A 20595-nucleotide genomic window follows, 5' to 3' on the forward strand; every position below is an offset into this window, starting at 1 on the left:
TCGTATCGGTCGATCTTGGTTGATGGCGTGCGCGCAACTCTACGACGTGAGAAGGGCGCCGTACGGAAAACGTACGGCGCCCCGCGTTGCGTTCCGGAATCACTTTCGGAACATGCGGCTCACATTCCCGCGATCAGCTTCTCCACCCGGTCGTCGACGGAGCGGAACGGGTCCTTGCACAACACGGTGCGCTGCGCCTGGTCGTTCAGCTTCAGGTGGACCCAGTCGACCGTGAAATCGCGGCGCTGTTCCTGGGCGCGCCGGATGAAGTCGCCGCGCAGTCGCGCCCGAGTGGTCTGCGGCGGTACGGACTTGCCCTCGAAGATCTTCAAGTCGTTGCAGATCCGGGTGGCTTGCCCCTTCTTCTCCAGCAGGTAGTACAGGCCTCGGCGACGGTGGATGTCGTGGTAGGCGAGGTCTATCTGCGCGACCCTGGGGTGAGACATCGTCATGTTGTGCTTGGCGCGGTACCGCTCGATGAGCTTGTACTTCATCACCCAGTCGATCTCGGTGCCGATCCGGTCGAGGTCCTCGGCCTCGATCGCGTCCAGCGTGCGGCCCCACAGCTCCAGGACCTGCTCGACCGTCCCGGTGCGGATGCCGCGGCGCTCGCAGAAGTCCACGGCCTTCTCGTAGTACTCGCGCTGCACTTCGAGGGCGGATGCCTCCCGCCCGCTGGCCAGGCGCACCTTGCGGCGGCCGGTGATGTCGTGGCTGACCTCGCGGATCGCCCGGATCGGGTTCTCCAGGGTGAGGTCGCGCATCACGGTGCCCGCCTCGATCATGCGCAGCACGAGGTCCGTGGCCCCCACCTTCAGGAGCATCGTCGTCTCGGACATGTTCGAGTCGCCGACGATGACGTGCAGGCGGCGGTAGCGCTCGGCGTCCGCGTGCGGCTCGTCCCGGGTGTTGATGATGGGACGCGAGCGGGTCGTCGCGGAGCTGACGCCCTCCCAGATGTGCTCGGCCCGCTGGCTGACGCAGTACACGGCGCCGCGCGGGGTCTGGAGCACCTTGCCCGCACCGCACAGCAGCTGCCTCGTGACCAGGAACGGGATGAGGATGTCCGCGAGCCGGGAGAACTCCCCGTGCCGGGCCACCAGGTAGTTCTCGTGGCAGCCGTAGGAGTTGCCCGCCGAGTCGGTGTTGTTCTTGAACAGATAGACGTCGCCCGCGATTCCTTCCTCGTGCAGGCGTCGTTCGGCATCGACCAGGAGTCCTTCGAGAATGCGCTCGCCGGCCTTGTCGTGGGTGACGAGTTCCGTCACGTTGTCACATTCGGGTGTCGCGTATTCCGGATGTGATCCCACGTCGAGATAGAGGCGGGCACCGTTCCGCAGAAAGACATTGCTGCTGCGGCCCCATGACACGACACGGCGGAAGAGGTACCGCGCCACCTCGTCGGGAGACAGGCGCCGCTGTCCCCTGAACGTACACGTGACGCCGTACTCGTTCTCCAGCCCGAAAATGCGGCGGTCCATGACTGAACATTACGCCCGATCCTCCGAGCTGAAACGGGGTTCGACGGCACGGTTTGGATCATTTTCCGATGAGACCGCAACGACCGCACCCCGTCCGGCAGCTGCGAGGACCCGCCCCGTGGCCAGCAGAACCACCAGTGCGGCGGCCCCGGCGGCACTCGGCACGGCGAAGCCCCACACGGCCCCGCCCCGCTCGACCACGGGGCCCGTCAGGCCCGTTCCGACCGACGCGCCGACGGTGAACGTGGTCACGAGCCAGGAGAACGCCTCCGTGACCGTCCCCTTCGGTGCGTGCCGGTCGACCAGGACGAAGGCGCAGGCGATGCAGGGCGCGAGGAAGACGCCGGCGAGGGTGGTGAGCGCGGTCATGGCGACGGGGCCCGGCACCAGCGTGAGGGGCAGGTAACACACCGCCAGGAGGGCCACGAGCCCGCGCAGTCGCCGCTCCGGCGCGCCGCCCCACTGCCGCATGCCGTACACGGTGCCGCCGAATAGTGCGCCGAGGCCGATGCCGGCCATCAGCCAGCCGTACACCGCGTCCCCGCCGTGGTCGTCGGCGTACGACACGGCGGCCACGGTGATGGAGCCCAGGGCCACCCCGATGCACAGGAAGGCGGCGAGCAGGGCCAGCAGGCCCGCGGAGCGCAGCGCGCCGAGCCAGTGCGCCTCGCGCGGGGCCGAGCGCCATGCGCGCGAGGGCGGCGAGACGACCACGGAGAGCGCGCCGAGCACCCCGATGACGTTCAGGACGAGCAGCGCGGCCTGGGCGGACCAGAGCGCCACGCACAACGTCACGAGCAGCGGTCCGACGGTGAACATGACCTCCTGCGCCACCGCGTCCATGGCGTACGCGGTGTGCACCTGCTCCTCCCTGCGCAGCACGGAGGGCCACAGCGCCCGCAGACCGCCCTCCAGGGGCGGCGTGAACAGTCCGGCGACGGCCATGGAGACATGGGCGAGCGGCAGCGGCTCCGTGCCCGCGAAGGCGAAGACGCCCATTCCGAGGGCCGACACGAGCGCGGCGGGCAGCTGGACGCGGGGCTGGCCGTGCAGGTCCACCAGGCGCCCGAGCAGGGGCTGCCCCACGGCGTTGGCCACGCCGTACACGGCGGCCAGCGCGCCGGCCAGGCTGTAGGTACCGCCCTCGGCGCGGACGAAGAGCACCACGGCGATGGCGGCGGTGGCGTTCGGCAGTCGCCCGACCAGGGTGCCGACGAGGAGCCGTGCGGCGTGCCTCGCCCTGAGGATCTCCAGGTATCCGGCGGCCATGCCCTGCCCTTCCGTCGTGCGTGACGTTTGAGGTTTTACGTATAACGTCGTCTTCCATACGTACCATGTGCGCTGACCGGGAGTCCAGACGAGGGAGCAGGTCGACGGTGGCACGAGGTAGCACGCGCCCCACGAGCCGGGACGTCGCCCAGGCCGCCGGAGTGTCCCAGGCCGCGGTCTCCCTGGTGCTCGGCGAGAAGTGGCGCGGCCGGGTCTCCGAGGCTACGGCGGAACGCGTCCGGGCGGCGGCCCAGGAGCTCGGTTACCGCCCGAACCTCGCGGCCCGCAATCTGCGCCTGGGCCGCACCCGCACCGTCCTCCTGGTCGTCCCGGCGCTCACCACGGAATTCTTCGCGGGCGTCTACACCGGTGCGGCCCGGGTGGCGGCCGCGCACGGCTTCGGCGTGGTCCTGTACCCCTCCCCCGAGGGCATCGGCCCCGCCCGGGACCCCTTCGGCTCGGCGGCGGCCGCGCTGGACGGCGTGATCGCCTCGTCCATGGCCGCGGACGCGCTCTCCGCGTTCCGCGGCGACCAGCTCCCGCTCGTGATGCTCGACAGCGATCCGGCGGGCAGCCTCGGCGCGGCCACGGTCAATCTCGACATCGCGGACGGGGTACGGCAGGTCGCCGATCACCTGCTCGCCCTGGGGCACCGCCGCTTTCTGCACCTCGCGGCCGACATCGCCTCGTGGACCTTCGAGGTGCGCGCACGGGAGCTGGCCGCGCGTCTCGCCGCGGTCCCCGGGACCGAGCTGCGCACGACACGGGCCCCGATCTCCATCGAGGGCGCCCTGACCGCCGCGGCGGCCGCGCTCACCACCGATCCCCGGCCCACCGCGCTGGTCTGCGACGACGACAAACTGGCGGCCGGTGCCTACAAGGCGGCACGGCGCCTGGGGCTGCGTGTCCCGGACGACCTCTCCATCACGGGCCTGGACGATCTGGCCCTGGCCCGCGCCATCGATCCCGAGCTGACGACCGTACGGCTGGACGCCGAGCTCTTCGGGGAACGGGGCATGGAGGCCCTCCTGGCGGTCCTGGAGGGCCGGACTCCCCCTCAAGGCGACATCCCGGTCACTCTCGTCGTACGGGGCTCCACGGCCCCGCCAGGCGCTCCAGCCACCTGAGCGGGCCCGCACCGGCACCCCCGAGCCCCTCCGGCACAGCGGCGCGCCCCGGCCGAACGGGCGGCCGGGGCGCGCGGAGCACTGCGGAAGAAGCCGAGGTCACTCCTCGTCTTCGGCCGACTCCTCGGCCTCCGTGGCGGTGGTGGCGCCGCCCGCCTCCAGCAGGCGGGCGAGCTGACGTCCGACGATCCGCTTGAACTTGCGCTGCTGCGGGCGGGTGCGGTCCAGCACCGCGACCTCCAGGCGCTCCGCGGGGATCTCCCGCTCACCGCCGTTCGGTTCGCGGGACAGCGACTGCACGGCCAGCTTCAGGGCCTCCGCCAGCGTCATGCCGTCCTGGTGACGCTGGTCCAGATAGCTGCTGATCTGCTCGGCATTGCCGCCGACGGCGACCGAGCCGTGCTCGTCGACGATGGATCCGTCGTGGGGCAGCCGGTAGATCTGGTCGCCCTCGGGCGTCTCGCCCACCTCGGCGACGACGAGCTCCACCTCGTACGGCTTCTCGGCCGCGCTGGAGAAGATCGTGCCCAGGGTCTGGGCGTACACGTTGGCGAGACCGCGGGCGGTCACGTCGTCACGGTCGTAGGTGTAACCGCGCAGGTCGGCATAGCGGACGCCGCCGATCCGGAGGTTCTCGTACTCGTTGTACTTGCCGGCGGCGGCGAAGCCGATCCGGTCGTAGATCTCGCTGAACTTGTGCAGTGCGCGGGACGGGTTCTCACCGACGAACACGATGCCGTCGGCGTACTGCAGCACGACCAGGCTGCGGCCGCGGGCGATGCCCTTGCGGGCGTATTCCGCCCGGTCGGCCATGGCCTGCTGGGGTGAGACGTAGAACGGCGTCGACACCGGTTATCCATCCCTTTCTGTCGAAGTCACTGGATCACCTTGATAAAGAGGCCGGGCTCAGAGCAGTGCGGCCCGCGGGCCGTCGGGCTGCTCCAGACGCCGCTCCAGGATCGAGCGGGCGATCTCGGAGGACTCCTCGTCGGTGAGCCGGCGGAAGCCGTCCTCGGTGATCACGGTGACGATGGGGTAGATCCGGCGGGCGACATCGGGACCACCGGTCGCCGAGTCGTCGTCTGCCGCGTCGTACAGGGCCTGGACGACCAGGGTCGTGGCCTGCTCCTCGGTCAGGTCCTTGCCGTAGAGCTTCTTCATGGCACCGCGCGCGAAGATCGAGCCGGAGCCGGTGGCGGCGTACCCATGCTCCTCGGAGCGGCCGCCGGTGACGTCGTAGGAGAAGATGCGCCCCTTGCCGCGGTCCACGTCGAACCCGGCGAAGAGCGGCACCACGGCGAGGCCCTGCATGGCCATGCCGAGGTTGGAACGAATCATCGTGGAGAGGCGGTTCGCCTTGCCCTCCAGGGAGAGCTGGGCGCCTTCCACCTTCTCGAAGTGCTCCAGCTCCAGCTGGAACAGCTTCACCATCTCGACGGCCAGACCGGCCGTGCCCGCGATGCCCACCGCCGAGTACTCGTCGGCCGGGAAGACCTTCTCGATGTCGCGCTGTGCGATGACATTGCCCATGGTCGCGCGCCGGTCACCGGCGAGGACCACACCGCCGGGGAACGTGGCGGCGACGATGGTGGTGCCGTGCGGGGCCTCGATCACGCCCTGGGTGGGCGGCAGCTGCCGCATACCAGGGAGCATGTCCGGCTGGTGCTCGGCCAGGAAGTCCATGAACGAGGACGAGCCGGGCGTCAGGAAGGCAGCCGGCAGACGCCCGGTGCTGCGAGGGTTGGCTTCCACGCGATTCCTTCCACGTAGGCTGCGGCCCGACGTGGACGGCCGAGCCGATCATCAAATCTGTGCACGGACCATACCCGCGCGTACGCCGGTCATCCGTCCCGGCGCCGACCTAATGGATCAGACCGGCCCCGGGACGGACAACTGGCGCTACTCCCCGCCCTTTTGGACGAAGGAACGCACGAAGTCCTCGGCGTTCTCCTCGAGGACGTCGTCGATCTCGTCCAGTACGGAGTCGACGTCGTCCGACAGCTTCTCCTGGCGCTCCTTGAGGTCGTCGGAGGCCTGCGCGTCCTGCGCCTGCTCCTCGACCTCCTCGGTGGAGCGCGTCGCCTTCTGCTGTCCGCCGCCGGTGTCCTTGGTCGCCATAACCCTCACCCCGCTCGGTTCGACGTTCTTGATCAGACCCTACAAGCAGGGTCCGACATCGGCCCCGCAGTTGCTACAACGTACGGGGGCCACCTCGATGATTCCCGTGCGCCGGGTTTTCCACCCTGTCCGGCCCCTCCCCGCACGGGCGGCCGGTCAGCCGCCGGACAGCACCCTGACCAGGTCCTCGGCCGTGCGACAGCGGTCCAGGAGCTCCTTGACGTGATTACGCGTTCCGCGAAGCGGCTCCAGGGTTGGGACGCGCTGGAGCGAGTCCCGGCCCGGCAGATCGAAGATCACGGAGTCCCAGGACGCGGCCGCCACGTCGTCCGCGTACTGCTCCAGGCAGCGCCCGCGGAAGTACGCGCGGGTGTCCTCCGGCGGCTTCGTACGCGCCCGGTCGACCTCGGCCTCGTCCAGCAGGCGCTTCATGCGTCCACGGGCCGCCAGGCGGTTGTACAGGCCCTTCTCGGCGCGCACGTCCGCGTACTGGAGGTCGAGGAGGTGGAGCTTGGCGGCGTCCCAGTCCAGGCCGTCACGGCGCCGGTAGCCCTCCATGAGCTCCCGCTTGGCGACCCAGTCGAGCTCTCCGGCGAGGCTCATCGGATCGTTCTCCAGGCGGTTCAGGGTGTCCTCCCAGCGCAGCAGGACGTCCTTGGTCTGCTCGTCGGCGTCCGCCCCGAACCGTTCCTCCACGTACTTCCGGGACAGCTCGAAGTACTCCATCTGCAACTGGACGGCGGTGAGTGTCCGGCCGCTGCGGAGCGTGACGAGCCGCTTGAGCGTCGGGTCGTGGGAGACCTGGTGGAGGGTGCGTACGGGCTGGTCGACGGCGAGGTCCACGGCGATGAAGCCGTCCTCGATCATGGACAGGACCAGGGCCGTCGTGCCCAGCTTGAGGTAGGTCGAGATCTCGGACAGGTTCGCGTCGCCGATGATCACGTGGAGCCGGCGGTACTTCTCCGCGTCCGCGTGCGGCTCGTCGCGGGTGTTGATGATCGGGCGCTTCAGGGTCGTCTCCAGACCCACCTCGACCTCGAAGTAGTCGGCGCGCTGACTGAGCTGGAAGCCGTGCTCGTGCCCGTCCTGGCCGATGCCGACGCGGCCCGCTCCGGTGACGACCTGGCGCGAGACGAAGAAGGGCGTCAGGTGGCGCACGATGTCCGAGAAGGGGGTCTCCCGCTTCATCAGGTAGTTCTCGTGCGTGCCGTAGGAGGCGCCCTTGTTGTCGGTGTTGTTCTTGTAGAGGTGGATCGGCTGGGCGCCCGGGAGCTGGGCGGCCCGCTCGGCGGCCTCGGCCATGATGCGCTCGCCGGCCTTGTCCCAGAGGACCGCGTCGCGCGGGTTCGTGACCTCGGGAGCGCTGTACTCGGGGTGCGCGTGGTCCACGTACAGCCGCGCGCCGTTGGTGAGGATGACATTGGCCAGGCCGATGTCCTCGTCGGTGAGCTGGCTGGCGTCGGCGGCCTCCCTGGCGAGGTCGAAGCCTCGCGCGTCCCGCAGCGGATTCTCCTCCTCGAAGTCCCAGCGGGCGCGGCGCGCCCGGTGCATCGCCGCCGCGTAAGCGTTGACGATCTGGGACGAGGTGAGCATGGCATTGGCGTTGGGGTGGCCGGGGACGGAGATCCCGTACTCCGTCTCGATGCCCATTACTCGCCGTACGGTCATGCGGCCCTCCTTGCCCGGCGGCGCCCTCGGTCGGGGGCGCTGCTCAAGTACCGCTGGCGCTCCGGTGCGTGTGCGGTGCCCGTCCCCGCACTGCGCGACTCGGCGGTACGAAAGAGCCTAGAACGCCTCTGCGCTGGTGGGGAGATCATTTGCGTCATTGCTGTGCTCCAGCCGTGACCCGCAAAACAGTCGGCTGCGGGTACCCATGAAGGGCACCCGCAGCCGCCCTGTCTTTTACAGGTACTGACCGGTGTTGGCCACCGTGTCGATGGAGCGTCCGGTGTCCGCGCCCTGCTTTCCGGTGATGAGGGTACGGATGTACACGATCCGTTCGCCCTTCTTTCCGGAGATCCGGGCCCAGTCGTCCGGGTTCGTCGTGTTCGGCAGGTCCTCGTTCTCCTTGAACTCGTCCACGCAGGCCTGGAGGAGGTGGGAGACCCTGAGACCCTTCTGGTTGTGTTCGAGGAAGTCCTTGATCGCCATCTTCTTGGCTCGGCCCACGATGTTCTCGATCATGGCGCCGGAATTGAAGTCCTTGAAGTACAGGACTTCCTTGTCACCGTTGGCGTAGGTGACCTCCAGGAAGCGGTTCTCCTCGGTTTCGGCGTACATCTGTTCCACGGCGGTCTGGATCATGCCGTGGACGGTGGCCGCCTTGTCGCCGCCGTGCTCCCCGACGTCCTCGGAATGCAGCGGGAGGCGCTGGGTGAGGTACTTCCCGAAGATGTCCTTCGCCGCCTCGGCGTCCGGACGCTCGATCTTGATCTTCACGTCGAGCCGGCCGGGCCGCAGGATGGCGGGGTCGATCATGTCCTCGCGGTTCGAGGCGCCGATCACCACCACGTTCTGCAGGCCCTCAACACCGTCGATCTCGGCGAGCAGCTGCGGGACGATGGTGTTCTCCACGTCCGAGCTGACACCCGAGCCACGGGTGCGGAAGAGGGATTCCATCTCGTCGAAGAAGACGATGACGGGCGTGCCCTCGCTGGCCTTCTCCCGAGCACGCTGGAAGACGAGGCGGATCTGCCGCTCGGTCTCACCGACGTACTTGTTCAGGAGCTCGGGGCCCTTGATGTTGAGGAAGAAGCTCTTGCCGGTGGCCTGACCGGTCACCTCGGCGACCTTCTTCGCCAGCGAGTTGGCGACGGCCTTGGCGATGAGCGTCTTGCCGCATCCGGGAGGCCCGTACAGCAGGACACCCTTCGGTGGCCGCAGCTCGTGCTCCTTGAAGAGGTCGGGGTAGAGGTACGGGAGCTCGACCGCGTCGCGGATCATCTCGATCTGGTTGCCCAGGCCGCCGATCTGCTCGTAGCCGATGTCAGGGACCTCTTCGAGGACGAGTTCCTCGACCTCGCTCTTCGGGACGACCTCGTAGACATAGCCGGAACGGGGTTCGAGCAGCAGGGCGTCGCCGGGACGGATGGTGACGTCCAGCAGCGGCTCGGCGAGCCGCACCACCCGCTCCTCGTCGGTGTGCCCCACCACGAGGGCGCGCTCGCCGTCCTCCAGGATCTCCTTGAGGGTGACGATGTCGCCGACGCTCTCGTACTCCATGGCCTCGACCACGTTGAGGGCTTCGTTGAGCATCACTTCCTGGCCACGCCTGAGCTCGTCGAGCTCCACGCTGGGGCTGACGTTCACCCGGAGCTTGCGGCCCCCGGTGAAGATGTCCGCCGTGCCGTCCTCGTTCGCCGTGAGGAAGACACCGAAGCCCGCCGGCGGCTGTGCCAGCCGGTCGACCTCCTCCTTGAGGGCCACGATCTGGTCGCGGGCCTCACGGAGCGTGTTCGCGAGTCGCTCGTTCTGTGCGGACACGCCGGCCAGGTTGGTCTGCAGCTCGACGATCCGCTCTTCGAGAATCCTCGTGTGACGCGGAGAGTCGGCGAGCTTGCGTCGCAGGACGGCGATCTCCTGCTCAAGGTAGGCAATCTGTCCGGCGGGGTCATCGGACCCCCGTCCCGGGCGGATGCCGCGGTTCATGTCGTCGTCGTGGGCTGCCACGGTCCTCACCTCCTCCAAGGGGAGCTGGACGCTTCCAGACCCTACCTGGGTGGGTGTCGATTGAAACCCCTAGATCACAAAGACTGTCGGGGTGTGTCCGATCTTCACCCTTGCGCTCTCCCTCACGCCAGGGGAATACCCACCCAACATGATTGGGAAGCGGACGGAGGTAGGGTCGAAGCGTTCAACACCCGTCAGAGCTGGCCCGACTTGCAGCCACTTCGGGTCGCTCGACGTAGGAAACGGCAGGAGAAATGACCGTGCAGCAGGAGGCCGGGGTAAACGGCGAGGCGCTTGAGGTCTGGATCGATCAGGACCTCTGTACCGGCGACGGGATCTGCGCCCAGTACGCTCCGGAGGTCTTTGAGCTGGACATCGACGGGCTGGCGTACGTGAAGAGTCCCGAGGACGAGCTGCTCCAGGCCCCCGGCGCCACAACGCCCGTGCCGCTGCCGCTTCTGCGCGACGTGCAGGACTCCGTGAAGGAGTGTCCCGGCGAGTGCATCCACGTACGTCGGGTTTCGGACAGGGTCGAGGTCTACGGCCCCGACGCGGAGTGACCTCACGGCCACCTTCGGTCACCGGCTGTACGCCGTCTCACACCCCCCGCTCCGCGGGGGGTGTTCTTTTTTGTTCGGAACCGGTCGGGGTCACGACGGGACGACGCCGGGACTACACGGAGTGTGCTCACACACTCCGTGCTTCGGACGGGGTGGAGCGGACGAAAGCGCCGCCCTTCCACTGCCACTTGGCGAGGTCCTTCACGTCCGGACAGCAACTCGGTACGTCGGTCGAGGAGTAGCCGAGCAGGGTCGCGGTGACCGCCCGGTCGCGCACCGCGAAGTCCGTGACGCTCAACCGGTCCTTGGGATCGACCAGGGTGGCCACGACTCGGGGCTTCTTCTGGCCCGTGCCCTGGGTGAGGACGTAGACGCCACTGGGCGGGGTGCCCGAGCCGGCGTCGCAGCGGACGACGGCCACGGTCTCCGGGCGGCCGTCGCCGTCGAGGTCGCCGGACGCCTTCTTCTGGACGAGGGCCTTGGCCGGGCCGCACTCGATCGGGAAGGCGACGCCGGTCGGGTCGGGGGCCGCCGCCGGGGCCGCCGCGGTCCTGACGCCCGGGCCCGGCTGGGCCGCTGTCGCGGAGTCGGGCTGCAGGACGGAGGAGAACGCGACCACACCGGCGATGGCGGTGGCCGTGGCGACCCACTGGATGGGGCTGGTGTGCGTGTGTGCCAGTTCCGGGACGGCGGATTGCTGCACTAGGAGTGTCTCCCGTGAGGGCTGTGCCGGTGGGGGTGTCCCGCATGGTGCCACACGTCACACCGTGGTGGAACGGCGGGGTCGGTACTTCTGGCTGCGTGTCAACAGAAAAGGGCCGTGGCCGAGTTCCCGGGCGCTCCCGGGAACTCGGCCACGTTCGTGGTGCGTTGGGCGGGTGTGTACCGCTCGCGTCAGCGGGCGGCTCCACCGTCGGCGTTGGGGCCGGCGTAGTCCTCGCCGTAGGCGCCCTTGGCGGGGCGGCGGCGGCGCATGGGCGGCTCGACGCCGTCCGCGAGGCGGCGGGCGGTGAGCAGGAAGCCGGTGTGGCCGATCATCCTGTGGTCCGGGCGGACGGCCAGGCCCTCGATGTGCCAGTTGCGGATCATCGACTCCCAGGCCGTCGGCTCGTTGAAGCAGCCGATCTCGCGGATGGACTCGACGGTCCGCGCGAGCTGGGTGGTGGTCGCGACGTAGCAGCAGAGGATGCCGCCGGGGACGAGCGCCTTGGAGACGGCCTCCAGGCACTCCCAGGGGGCGAGCATGTCGAGGATGACACGGTCGACGTCCGTGTCGGACAGGTTGTCCTGGAGGTCGCCGACGGTGAGCTGCCAGGCGGGGTGCGGGCCGCCGAAGTAGCGCTCCACGTTCTGCTGGGCGATCTCGGCGAAGTCCTCGCGGCGCTCGTAGGAGTGCAGCATGCCCTGGTCGCCGATGGCACGCAGCAGGAAGCTGCTGAGCGAGCCGGAGCCGACCCCCGCCTCCACGACGCGTGCGCCGGGGAAGATGTCGGCGAAGGCCAGGATCTGCCCCGCGTCCTTGGGGTAGACCACGGCGGCGCCGCGGGGCATGGACAGGACGTAGTCGGGGAGCAGGGGGCGCAGCGCGAGATAGGCGACGTTCCCCGTGGTGCGGACAACGCTGCCCTCGGGAGCGCCGATCAGCTCGTCGTGCGGGAAGGAACCCTTGTGGGTGTGGAAGTTCTTCCCCGCTTCGAGCGTGAACGTGTAGTGGCGGCCCTTGGGGTCGGTCAGCTGAACCTGGTCCCCGACCTTGAAGGGCCCGCGCCTGCGGGCGGCACCGGTCGGTTCGGACATGTGAACAGCCTACCGGTCCCGGCGGGGGCCACCGACCAGCCCGAGGGAGACGGTGCATGACCCTCGGGGGCTTCGTTCGGATCAGGCCGCGCCGATCCGAACGAAACGAAACCCCCTAGGAGGGGTGCCGCGCCATCGCCTTCACGAAGGCGCGCTCCACGTCCGCGGCCGACAGCACTCCGTAGATCTCGCCGGACTCCTCGACCACCAGGTACTCGGTGGCCGGCGTCGCGCGGAGCACGTCCAGGAGCTCCTCGCCGGCGAGCTCGGCGGACACCCGCATCCCGTCGGTCAGGTCCTGGGCGAGGCCGCTGACCGCGACCCAGGGCCGGCGGTGCTCCGGTACGCCGACGATGGCCGCCTCGCGGACGAGGGAGAGCGGTTCGCCGTCGGCGTCGACCACGACCAGGGCGCGGGCGCCGACCTCGTTGGCGCGGCGCAGCGCCTCCGAGAGCGGGGTGTCGGTCTCCACCGGGACCGCGCGCCGGGTGAGCGAGCGGGCGCGCAGCTCGGGCAGGTGCTCGCGCAGGCGGGCCATCCGCAGACTGTTGCCCGCGCCGGTCCAGATGATCGCGGCGAGGATCGCGGCGAGCAGGGCGTCGGTGACGGTGTCCATGCCGCCGATGTCGTCCGGGGCGTCTCCGATCATTCCGGACTGGGTGAGCAGGGGAAGCCCGATCAGTACGGAGACGGCGAGGGCCCGGCCGAACCAGGCGGCGGCGACGGTGCCGCTCATCGGCTTGCCGGTGAGCTTCCACACCACGGCGCGGAGCATGCGGCCGCCGTCGAGGGGCAGGCCGGGCAGCAGGTTGAAGGCCGCGACGATGAGGTTGGAGATCATCAGCCCGGCGAGCAGGACGCCCGGTACCGTGCCCGGTTCGACGGTCTGCATGGCCAGGTAGAAGACGCCGGACAGGACGAGCGAGAGCAGCGGGCCGACGAAGGCCAGTACGAACTCCCGGCCCGGGGTCTCGGCCTCCTTCTCGATCTCCGACACCCCGCCGAAGAACTGGAGCTGGATCCGGCGCACCGGCAGCTTGAAGCGGAGGGCGGCGACGGTGTGGGCCAGCTCGTGGACCAGTACGGACGCGTAGAAGGCGACGGCGAAGAAGAGGGAGACCAGGTAGCGGGCGGCGCCGAGCTCCGGCAGCACGCGGTCGAGCTGGCCGCCGAACACCCAGGTGATCAACGCGGCCACGAGGAACCAGCTCGGCGCGACGTACACCGGGACCCCGAAGGGCCGCCCCATCAGCAGTCCGCCGCCGGGCTCCCGGCCGCGCCGCGGGGGCTGTCCCCCGCCGCCCTCCGACCGTGCGCGGGTCCGGGCCTCTCCCACCGGGGCGGCGGACGCGGACGTCGGGTGCTCCCGCGGCTCGGCGGTCCCGGCCGGCTTCGTCAGGATGCTCGTGGGGGCGTCGTCGGAGCCGTCGCCGTCGGACGGCGCCTCGCGTACCGGGCCCGACGGGGCGCGGGCTCCGTCGGGAACTTCGGTGACAGTGTCGCGCTCGGACGGGTCGGAGGTGTGGCCGGCCGGCTCGGAGCTGTCGGTGCGGGAGCGCTTCACGGACCCCTCGGAGTCGTCCCCGGCACCGCGCGGGGCACTCCCGGCGACCTCGTCGTCCGTGCCGTGCGAGGCACCGCCGGTGGCACCGTCCCCGGCGCTCCCGTGCGACGTGTCCGAGGCGGACGCGCGGGCTCCCGGGCCGCCGTTCGCCGCCGTGTCGGCGCCGGGGGCGCCGGAGGGGGGCCGGGGCTCGTCGTCGCCCGGCGCCGCGGGCTCCGGCCCGCCGTGCGGGTCGGACCCTGCCGGTCCGGGGCGCGGGGCGTCCGCGGCCGGAACCGGGGAGGCCTGGGGCCTCTCGTGGCGCTCGGTCGCTTCGTCGGTACGCGGCTGCCCGCTCCCGCCGCTCTCGTCCACGATGTCCCCTCGTTCGAAGCGTCCCCCGCCCCGGTCCTGCGGAACGGGAGGGTCTCTGGTCGATGGTATGCGGCCGTCGCGATGCGTTCCGCCCCGGCACCCCCTCCGTTTTCCGTGCCTTCGCCCGCACCCGGGCCCTCTGCCGTCACGGCCGTCCGCGTCACGGCCGCGCGCGGGTGCGGCACTGTCAGTGGCGGGCCGTAAGGTCTTCGTCATGGAAACCAGCACCGAGGGCACGGGGACGGGCGCCGACAGCCCCGCGGGCCCGGCCGCCGCGCCGCCCGCGTCGCTTTCGCCCTCGCGCGCCAGTGACTTCATGCAGTGTCCGCTGCTGTACCGGTTCCGGGTGATCGACCGGCTGCCCGAGAAGCCGAGCGAGGCGGCGACGCGCGGCACGCTGGTGCACGCCGTGCTGGAGCGGCTCTTCGACGCCCCGGCGGTCGACCGGACCGCGCCACGCGCCAAGTCGCTGATCCCGGGTCAGTGGGACCGGCTGCGGGAGACCAAGCCGGAGGTCGCGGAGCTGTTCGCCGACGACCCGGAGGGCGAGCGGCTGGCCCGCTGGCTCGGCGAGGCCGAGCAGTTGGTGGAGCGCTGGTTCACGCTGGAGGACCCGACCCGGCTGGAGCCCGCCGAGCGGGAGCTGTTCGTCGAGGCGCGGCTGGACTCCGGGCTGAAGCTGCGCGGCATCATCGACCGCGTCGACGTGGCGCCCACCGGCGACGTCCGGATCGTCGACTACAAGACGGGCAAGGCCCCCCGCCCCGAGTACGCGGAGGGCGCCCTGTTCCAGATGAAGTTCTACGCCCTGGTGGTGTGGCGGCTGAAGCAGGTGGTCCCGCGCCGGCTCCAGCTCGTCTACCTCGGCAGCGGTGACGTGCTGACGTACGACCCGGTGATCGCGGACCTGGAGCGCGTCGAGCGCAAGCTGCTGGCCCTGTGGGACGCGATCCGGCAGGCCACCGAGACGGGCGACTGGCGGCCGCGGCCGACCAAGCTCTGCGGCTGGTGCGACCACCAGGCGGTGTGTCCGGAATTCGGCGGTACTCCCCCGCCGTATCCGCTCCCCGTCAGGGCGCCGCAGTCCGGTGGCACCGAGCAGGGCAGAATGGGGCCGGACTAGCGAAGGAGACTTACGTGGCCATCCGCGTCCTACTGGTCGACGACCAGCCGCTGCTGCGCACCGGCTTCCGGATGATCCTGGAGGCGGAGCAGGACCTCGCGGTCGTCGGCGAGGCCGGAGACGGCCTCCAGGCCCTCGACCAGGTCCGTGCCCTGCAGCCCGATGTGGTTCTGATGGACATCCGTATGCCGCGGATGGACGGTGTCGAGGCGACCCGGCAGATCACCGGTCCCGGCCGGGACGGTCCGGCGAAGGTCCTCGTGCTGACGACGTTCGACCTCGACGAGTACGTGGTGGAGGCGTTGCGCGCGGGCGCCAGCGGCTTCCTCCTCAAGGACGCCCCGGCCAATGAGCTGGTGCAGGCGATCCGGGTGGTCGCGGCCGGTGAGGCGATGCTCGCGCCGAGCATCACGCGCCGCCTGCTCGACAAGTACGCGGGCCATCTGCCGTCGGGCGACGAGCCGGTGCCGGACACCCTGCACACGCTGACCGAGCGGGAGGTCGAGGTGCTGAAGCTGGTGGCCCGCGGCCTGTCGAACGCGGAGATCGCCGCCGACCTGTTCGTCAGCGAGACCACGGTCAAGACGCATGTGGGCCATGTCCTGACCAAGCTGGGGCTCCGCGACCGGGTGCAGGCCGCGGTGTACGCGTACGAGAGCGGGCTGGTGCGCCCCGGCGCGCAGTAGGGCCCGCACACCTGGAGCGGCGCGCAGGCGGCCGCACCTGGACGGGACGAAGGGCGCCCCCTCCGGAGAGATCCGGAGGTGGCGCCCTTCGTCGTCCGCGCGGGCCGCGCACGGCCGGCCGCCCGGCGCGGTCAGCCCTTGCTGATCTCCCAGAAGCGGAAGACGGTCGAGGCGTCGAGGCAGTACTCCAGGCCGTAGACGTTGTCGCGGACGACGGCGTACTGCTTGGCCTGCCAGATCGGGATCATGGGCAGCTCGTCGGCCACCACGTCCTGGAGTTTGCCGTAGTCGGCGTCGGTGGAGGCGCGGTCGCTCTCGGCCGCCGTCTTCGGGATGAGGTGCCCGGTGATGGTGCTGTTGGTGAAGTTGTTGCTCAGCACGTTGCCCTTGCCGAAGAAGGGGGCGGTGAAGTTGTCCGGGTCCGGGTAGTCCGGCACCCAGCCCTTCACGTACACGCCGTACTTGCCCTTGGCGACGTCCTTCTCGTACTGGTCGTACGGGACGGACTTCACGGTCGCGTCGAACAGCCCGCTGGCGTCGAGCTGCTTGGCGATCGCGGCGAACTCCTGGTCGGTGGCCGGTCCGTAGCGCGAGGGCGTCGACCAGAGGGTGAGGCGCACCTTGCCGGTGATGCCCTCGGCGCGCAGCGCTGCCTCGGCCTTGGACTTCGACGGGCGGGCGCCGTAGGTGTCGAAGAAGGACGTGTTGTGGCCGGTGATGCCCGCCGGGATGATCGAGTAGAGGGGCGTCGCCGTGTCCTCGTAGACCTTGGTGACCAGGGCCTCACGGTCGAGGAGGTAGGCGATGGCCTTGCGCACGCCCAGCTTGCCGGTGATCGGGTCGTCCATGTTGAAGACGAGGTGCTGGACTTCGGCGCTGTTGCCCTCGACGACGTTGATGCCCATGCCGGTCGAGGTGTCGCCCTCGATGTCCGCGATGTCCTTGGCGGAGAGGCCTCGGTAGGCGAGGTCGATCTGGTCGCTCAGCAGCGCGTTCTTCAGGGCGGCCTGGTCGCCGTGGAAGAACTTGAGCGTGACACCGGAGTTGTTGACCTCGGCGTTGCCCCGGTAGCCGTCGTTGACGGAGAAGACGGCCTTGTCCTTGCTGAACGAGTCCAGCTTGTACGGGCCCGAGCCCACGGCCTGGTCGTCCTTGCGCAGTCCGTCCGAGGAGTACTGCCGGTGGTCGACGATCGAGCCCGCGCCGGAGGCGATCTTGCTCGGGAAGGTGGCGTCGGCGTACTTGAGGTGGAAGACGACGGTCTTCTCGTCCGGGGTCTGCACCGAGCCGAGCATGGGGAACATGATCGCCGGTCCGGCCGCGTCGTCGATCTTCAGCAGGCGGTCGAAGGAGTACTTCACGTCCTTCGAGGTGAGCGCGTCGCCGTTGCTGAACTTCAGCCCGTCGCGCAGCGTGCACTTGTAGACGGTGGTCGCCGTGTCGGTGAAGGCGCAGTCCTTGGCCGCCTCGGGCTCCGGTTCGGTGCCGCCCTTGGGGAAGCTCAGCAACGACTGGAACACGTTGTTGAACAACAGCCAGGAGCCGGGGTCGTAGCCGGATGCGGGGTCGGTCGCCAGGACGTCGTCCGACATTCCCATGACGATGGCGGAGCCTTCGTCCGAGGAGCCGCCCGTGTCCGAGCCGCATCCGGTGAGAACGCCGACGGCCAGCCCCGTCGCTATGGACAGAACCGGCCACTTCTTGCGCATGTTCACGTGCATGAGCCTTGTCGTCGGGTCCCGGCGCCCCGGGGCCGTGAAGGCCCCGGGGCGGGGAGGTCTGTCAGCCGCTCACGCCTCGGCCGAGCTCCCACAGCTGGAGCGTCGAGGAGGAGTTGAGCGCCCACTCCGAACCGGTGATGTCGTCCCGGGTCGCGATGTACTGCTTACCCTGCCACAGCGGCAGCACGGGCACATCGTTGGCCACGATGTCCTGGATCTCGGTGAGACTCTTCGACGCGGTGAGGCGGTCCGCCTCGCGCCGGGACTCCGGGATCAGGTTGTTGTTGACCTGGCTGTTCGTGTACGGCGAGCCGAGGAAGTTGTCCTTGTCGAGGAACGGCGCCAGGTAGTTGTCGGCGTCCGGGAAGTCGGGGAACCAACCCATGCCGTAGACGTCGTAGTCGCCCGCCTTCTCGGCCGGACGGAACTTGTCCCAGGTCGTGCCGGCGATGCTGACGTCGAACAGACCGCTGTCGTTCAGCTGCTTCTTCAGCACCTGGAACTCGGGCTTGGTGGCCGCACCGTAGTGGTCCGTCGTGTAGTGCAGGGTGAGCTTGACCGGGGTGGTGATGCCGGCCTTGGTCAGCGTCGACTTGGCCTTGCCGACGCTCGGGTCCCCGTACTTGTTGAAGAACGAGTTGGAGTGACCGGTGATGGTCGCCGGGACGAGCGAGTAGAGCGGCTCGGCCTGGGAGCCGTACACCTTGGCGACGAGCTCGCCGCGGTTGACGATCTGCGCCATGGCCTGGCGGACGGCCCGGGTCTTCACCGCAGGGGCGTCGGTGTTGAAGGCCAGGTAGCGGATTTCCAGACCCGGCATCTCGTTGAGGTCGATGTCGCTGTCGGTGGCGGTGCCGAGCTTGTTGATCTGGTCGGGCGTCATCGAGCGGGTCATCAGGTCGATGTCGCCCTTCTCGAGCGCTGCGCCCATGGCGTCGGCGCTGTCGAAGGAGCGCATCTCGACCTTGGAGTTCTTCACCGTCAGCTGCCCCTTGTAGTTGGGGTTCTTGGTGAAGACGGCCTTGACGAGCTTGTCGCCCTTGACCTCGGACTCCAGGGTGTACGGGCCGGAACCGTCCACGGCGAAACCGTCGCGGAGCTTGTTCTTCTCGTAGTCCTTGGCGCTCACGATGCCGGCGACCGGCGTCGACAGCTTGAACGGGAAGGTGGCGTCCGCCGTCTTGAGGTGGAAGATCACCTCTCGGTCGCCCCGCGTCTCGACGGTGTCGATCGTGGACAGCAGCGCGAACACGCCGCTGTCGGCCTTGATGGACCGGGCGCGGTCGATCGAGAACTTGACGTCCTTGGCGGTGATGCTGTCGCCGTTCGCGAACTTCAGGCCCTCGCGGAGCGTGCAGCTGTAACGCTCGTTGCCGGTGTCCGTGAAGCCGCACTTCTCGGCGGCCTCGGGCTCGGGCTCGCCGTCGCCGCGCGGCTGGATCATCAGCGTCTGCACGGTCTGACGAAGGATGTTCCAGGTACCGACGTCGTAGGCGTAGGCCGGGTCGACCGGAGCCGGCGCTTCCTTCGATTCGGTGAACACGTCCGTGGTACCGACAACGATGGCATCGCCGCTGTTGCTGCCGCTGTCGGACCCACCACACGCGGCGAGCACAGGGGCGAGCAGGCCGACCACGGCCGGCAGCACCAAAGTCTTGCGGTTCATGCTCGAAGTTCTCCAGAGCTGTAGATTCCACGGGCCCGCGGGCGAGGGTGTGCGGCGGGTCACGGGGATACGGCGATGTTCTCGCGATGAGATTAGTCCGCACCAGCACGACCGCCCGCAGGTACCGGAGTTGAGCCCCCATCACGCTGCGAAACCGGGCGCGGACGCACCGATAACCCGACAGCGGAAGGTTTAGTGCAGCATTCCACCAATCGGGACACAAGGGCGCGCCGACCACCCCGAATTGGCGGATGGCGGCATATGGGGGGCCGGTTGTCGACCCCCTGGAAAGTGACGAACGTCACAGCATCAACTGGGTTGGCGAGTACCGGAATTCAGCCATCCGGTCGGGAAATGCATGACCCGGGGAGCCTCCCTCGGGCCACTTCGGAGGTCCGTGTGGGCTTCCTGTGGGATCCCTGTGGGGCTCCTCAGGCAATTCCATGGATTCGACCCCACGCGCTCGCCGATTCGGGTAAACACGCTCGGTGGCGCGCATTCACACACTGAGTGATTCGATCGCGCCCACTCCGACCCCGGGAGCGGTACGCAGGGTGTTCCCCTTTCGCACGCAGGGTGATTCCGCTTCCGTGCCGACGCATCCGTTCCGCACGGTCGGTGCACGGGTCAGTGCATGTGCGTCATCAGGCCGTGGAGAAAAGGCAGGTCCACCTGTTCGAGCGAGTTGACCACGGTGCGTCCGGCGGCCGGTGCGATCGGCGCGACCGAGGGGACCGCCACCACCCGGCAGCCCGCGGCCTCGGCGGCCGCGACACCCGTCGCGGTGTCCTCCACGACGGCGCATCGAGCCGGGTCCGCGCCGAGCCCCGCGGCCGCGAGCAGATACGGGTCGGGGAACGGCTTGGTCCGCTCCACCTCGTCGCCCGCGACGCTCAGGGCGAAGTACTGGGGGCCCAGGGAGCCCAGGATGCGGTCGATGATCCGGCGGTGCGAGGCGGAGACCAGGGCGGTGGGGATCTCGTGGGCCGCCAGCTCGGCGAGCAGCCTGGCCGCGCCCGGCATCAGCGGCAGTGAGTGGCCGATACGGTCCTCGAACCCGTCGTTCAGCAGGACGGTCAGCTCGGCGAGGGGGATGTCGGCTCCGGTGGCCTCGATGAGGAAACCGGCGCTGCGGGTCATCGGACCGCCGACCACCACATGGCGCCAGGACTCGTCGAGCGTGTGACCGAGTGCCTTGAAGACCTCGACCTCCACGTCCCACCAGAAGCCCTCGGTGTCCACCAGGGTGCCGTCCATGTCGAGGAGCACGGCCTGCAGGGCGGAGCCTTCGGCCGTACGGGTACCGAGCGCGGGAACCGTACTGGTCATCCGGGCGCACCTCCTTGAGGGACGATCAGGCCGGCCACCCCTTTTGGGCAAAGGGACAGCCGGCCTGCAGTGGACCGACCAGTGTACGACTTATCCGATCAGTGCGCGTTGCGACGCGCGGCGGTGTGCCG

The 20595-nt window shown here is 69.4% G+C and carries 17 protein-coding genes; 4 read left to right on the forward strand and 13 right to left on the reverse strand.

The window, feature by feature from the left end; all coding sequences use genetic code 11:
• Positions 1-119: 119 nt before the first annotated feature.
• The gene (gene pafA, locus ACZ4IF_RS20650; protein ID WP_062672158.1) at positions 120-1481 is read right to left on the reverse strand and encodes a Pup--protein ligase; all 1362 of its coding nucleotides are present in this window, start codon (positions 1479-1481) and stop codon (positions 120-122) included.
• A gap of 9 nt (positions 1482-1490) precedes the next feature.
• On the reverse strand, positions 1491-2750 hold the full coding sequence (locus ACZ4IF_RS20655) for an MFS transporter (protein WP_467564740.1): 1260 nt from the start codon (positions 2748-2750) through the stop codon (positions 1491-1493).
• Between the two features lie 107 nt (positions 2751-2857).
• Between ACZ4IF_RS20655 and ACZ4IF_RS20660 the strand changes: the two genes are divergently transcribed.
• Positions 2858-3877: a LacI family DNA-binding transcriptional regulator gene (locus ACZ4IF_RS20660; RefSeq protein WP_467564742.1), complete on the forward strand. Its 1020-nt coding sequence runs from the start codon at positions 2858-2860 to the stop codon at positions 3875-3877.
• 99 nt (positions 3878-3976) lie between these two features.
• Here the strand turns inward: ACZ4IF_RS20660 and prcA are convergent, their stop codons facing one another.
• The 5 genes from prcA to arc all read right to left on the reverse strand — a co-directional run bounded on the left by prcA (position 3977) and on the right by arc (position 9664).
• Entirely contained in the window at positions 3977-4726 is a 750-nt protein-coding gene (gene prcA, locus ACZ4IF_RS20665) for a proteasome subunit alpha (RefSeq protein ID WP_359492492.1), read from the reverse strand.
• 57 nt (positions 4727-4783) lie between these two features.
• Entirely contained in the window at positions 4784-5629 is an 846-nt protein-coding gene (gene prcB, locus ACZ4IF_RS20670; protein WP_467564744.1) for a proteasome subunit beta, read from the reverse strand.
• A 147-nt stretch (positions 5630-5776) separates the two neighbouring features.
• Positions 5777-5995: a ubiquitin-like protein Pup gene (locus tag ACZ4IF_RS20675; protein WP_028801616.1), complete on the reverse strand. Its 219-nt coding sequence runs from the start codon at positions 5993-5995 to the stop codon at positions 5777-5779.
• Positions 5996-6151: 156 nt separating this feature from the next.
• Positions 6152-7663 carry a depupylase/deamidase Dop gene (gene dop / locus ACZ4IF_RS20680; protein ID WP_345647765.1) on the reverse strand — a complete coding sequence of 504 codons (1512 nt, stop codon included), beginning with the start codon at positions 7661-7663 and terminating at the stop codon, positions 6152-6154.
• 234 nt (positions 7664-7897) lie between these two features.
• A complete protein-coding gene (arc, locus tag ACZ4IF_RS20685) occupies positions 7898-9664 on the reverse strand; it encodes a proteasome ATPase (RefSeq protein WP_095933197.1) in 1767 nt (588 codons plus the stop codon).
• 254 nt (positions 9665-9918) lie between these two features.
• On the opposite strand from arc, the gene ACZ4IF_RS20690 reads away from it, so the two are divergent.
• Positions 9919-10224 carry a ferredoxin gene (locus ACZ4IF_RS20690; protein ID WP_359492495.1) on the forward strand — a complete coding sequence of 102 codons (306 nt, stop codon included), beginning with the start codon at positions 9919-9921 and terminating at the stop codon, positions 10222-10224.
• 127 nt (positions 10225-10351) lie between these two features.
• Here the strand turns inward: ACZ4IF_RS20690 and ACZ4IF_RS20695 are convergent, their stop codons facing one another.
• The 3 genes from ACZ4IF_RS20695 to ACZ4IF_RS20705 form a co-directional block, all read right to left on the reverse strand.
• The gene (locus tag ACZ4IF_RS20695; protein WP_467564748.1) at positions 10352-10927 is read right to left on the reverse strand and encodes a hypothetical protein; all 576 of its coding nucleotides are present in this window, start codon (positions 10925-10927) and stop codon (positions 10352-10354) included.
• A gap of 191 nt (positions 10928-11118) precedes the next feature.
• A complete protein-coding gene (locus ACZ4IF_RS20700) occupies positions 11119-12021 on the reverse strand; it encodes a tRNA (adenine-N1)-methyltransferase (protein ID WP_028801621.1) in 903 nt (300 codons plus the stop codon).
• Positions 12022-12136: 115 nt separating this feature from the next.
• Entirely contained in the window at positions 12137-13585 is a 1449-nt protein-coding gene (locus tag ACZ4IF_RS20705; RefSeq protein WP_467564821.1) for a site-2 protease family protein, read from the reverse strand.
• A 568-nt stretch (positions 13586-14153) separates the two neighbouring features.
• Between ACZ4IF_RS20705 and ACZ4IF_RS20710 the strand changes: the two genes are divergently transcribed.
• Positions 14154-15062 carry a RecB family exonuclease gene (locus ACZ4IF_RS20710; protein WP_095933202.1) on the forward strand — a complete coding sequence of 303 codons (909 nt, stop codon included), beginning with the start codon at positions 14154-14156 and terminating at the stop codon, positions 15060-15062.
• A gap of 14 nt (positions 15063-15076) precedes the next feature.
• Positions 15077-15748: a response regulator gene (locus ACZ4IF_RS20715; RefSeq protein WP_010988071.1), complete on the forward strand. Its 672-nt coding sequence runs from the start codon at positions 15077-15079 to the stop codon at positions 15746-15748.
• 131 nt (positions 15749-15879) lie between these two features.
• On the opposite strand, the gene ACZ4IF_RS20720 is transcribed toward ACZ4IF_RS20715, so the two are convergent.
• The 3 genes from ACZ4IF_RS20720 to ACZ4IF_RS20730 form a co-directional block, all read right to left on the reverse strand.
• Positions 15880-17463, reverse strand: coding sequence for an ABC transporter substrate-binding protein (locus ACZ4IF_RS20720; protein ID WP_467564751.1), 1584 nt, complete (start codon positions 17461-17463; stop codon positions 15880-15882).
• A gap of 67 nt (positions 17464-17530) precedes the next feature.
• Positions 17531-19135 (reverse strand): ABC transporter substrate-binding protein, encoded by a 1605-nt coding sequence (locus ACZ4IF_RS20725; protein WP_467564753.1) that lies wholly within the window; start codon positions 19133-19135, stop codon positions 17531-17533.
• Between the two features lie 627 nt (positions 19136-19762).
• Positions 19763-20464 (reverse strand): HAD family hydrolase, encoded by a 702-nt coding sequence (locus tag ACZ4IF_RS20730; RefSeq protein ID WP_028801627.1) that lies wholly within the window; start codon positions 20462-20464, stop codon positions 19763-19765.
• Positions 20465-20595 lie beyond the last annotated feature (131 nt).

The organism is Streptomyces sp. NPDC025784, from assembly GCF_055558435.1.

What these genes read in the sequence shown, in the direction of transcription:
- pafA (WP_062672158.1), bottom strand. Translation starts at nt 1,481, where the DNA reads ATGGACCGCCGCATTTTCGGGCTGGAGAACGAGTACGGCGTCACGTGT.
- dop (WP_345647765.1), bottom strand. Translation starts at nt 7,663, where the DNA reads ATGACCGTACGGCGAGTAATGGGCATCGAGACGGAGTACGGGATCTCC.
- ACZ4IF_RS20675 (WP_028801616.1), bottom strand. Translation starts at nt 5,995, where the DNA reads ATGGCGACCAAGGACACCGGCGGCGGACAGCAGAAGGCGACGCGCTCC.
- ACZ4IF_RS20690 (WP_359492495.1), top strand. Translation starts at nt 9,919, where the DNA reads ATGACCGTGCAGCAGGAGGCCGGGGTAAACGGCGAGGCGCTTGAGGTC.
- ACZ4IF_RS20700 (WP_028801621.1), bottom strand. Translation starts at nt 12,021, where the DNA reads ATGTCCGAACCGACCGGTGCCGCCCGCAGGCGCGGGCCCTTCAAGGTC.
- ACZ4IF_RS20710 (WP_095933202.1), top strand. Translation starts at nt 14,154, where the DNA reads ATGGAAACCAGCACCGAGGGCACGGGGACGGGCGCCGACAGCCCCGCG.
- ACZ4IF_RS20725 (WP_467564753.1), bottom strand. Translation starts at nt 19,135, where the DNA reads ATGAACCGCAAGACTTTGGTGCTGCCGGCCGTGGTCGGCCTGCTCGCC.
- ACZ4IF_RS20730 (WP_028801627.1), bottom strand. Translation starts at nt 20,464, where the DNA reads ATGACCAGTACGGTTCCCGCGCTCGGTACCCGTACGGCCGAAGGCTCC.
- ACZ4IF_RS20655 (WP_467564740.1), bottom strand. Translation starts at nt 2,750, where the DNA reads ATGGCCGCCGGATACCTGGAGATCCTCAGGGCGAGGCACGCCGCACGG.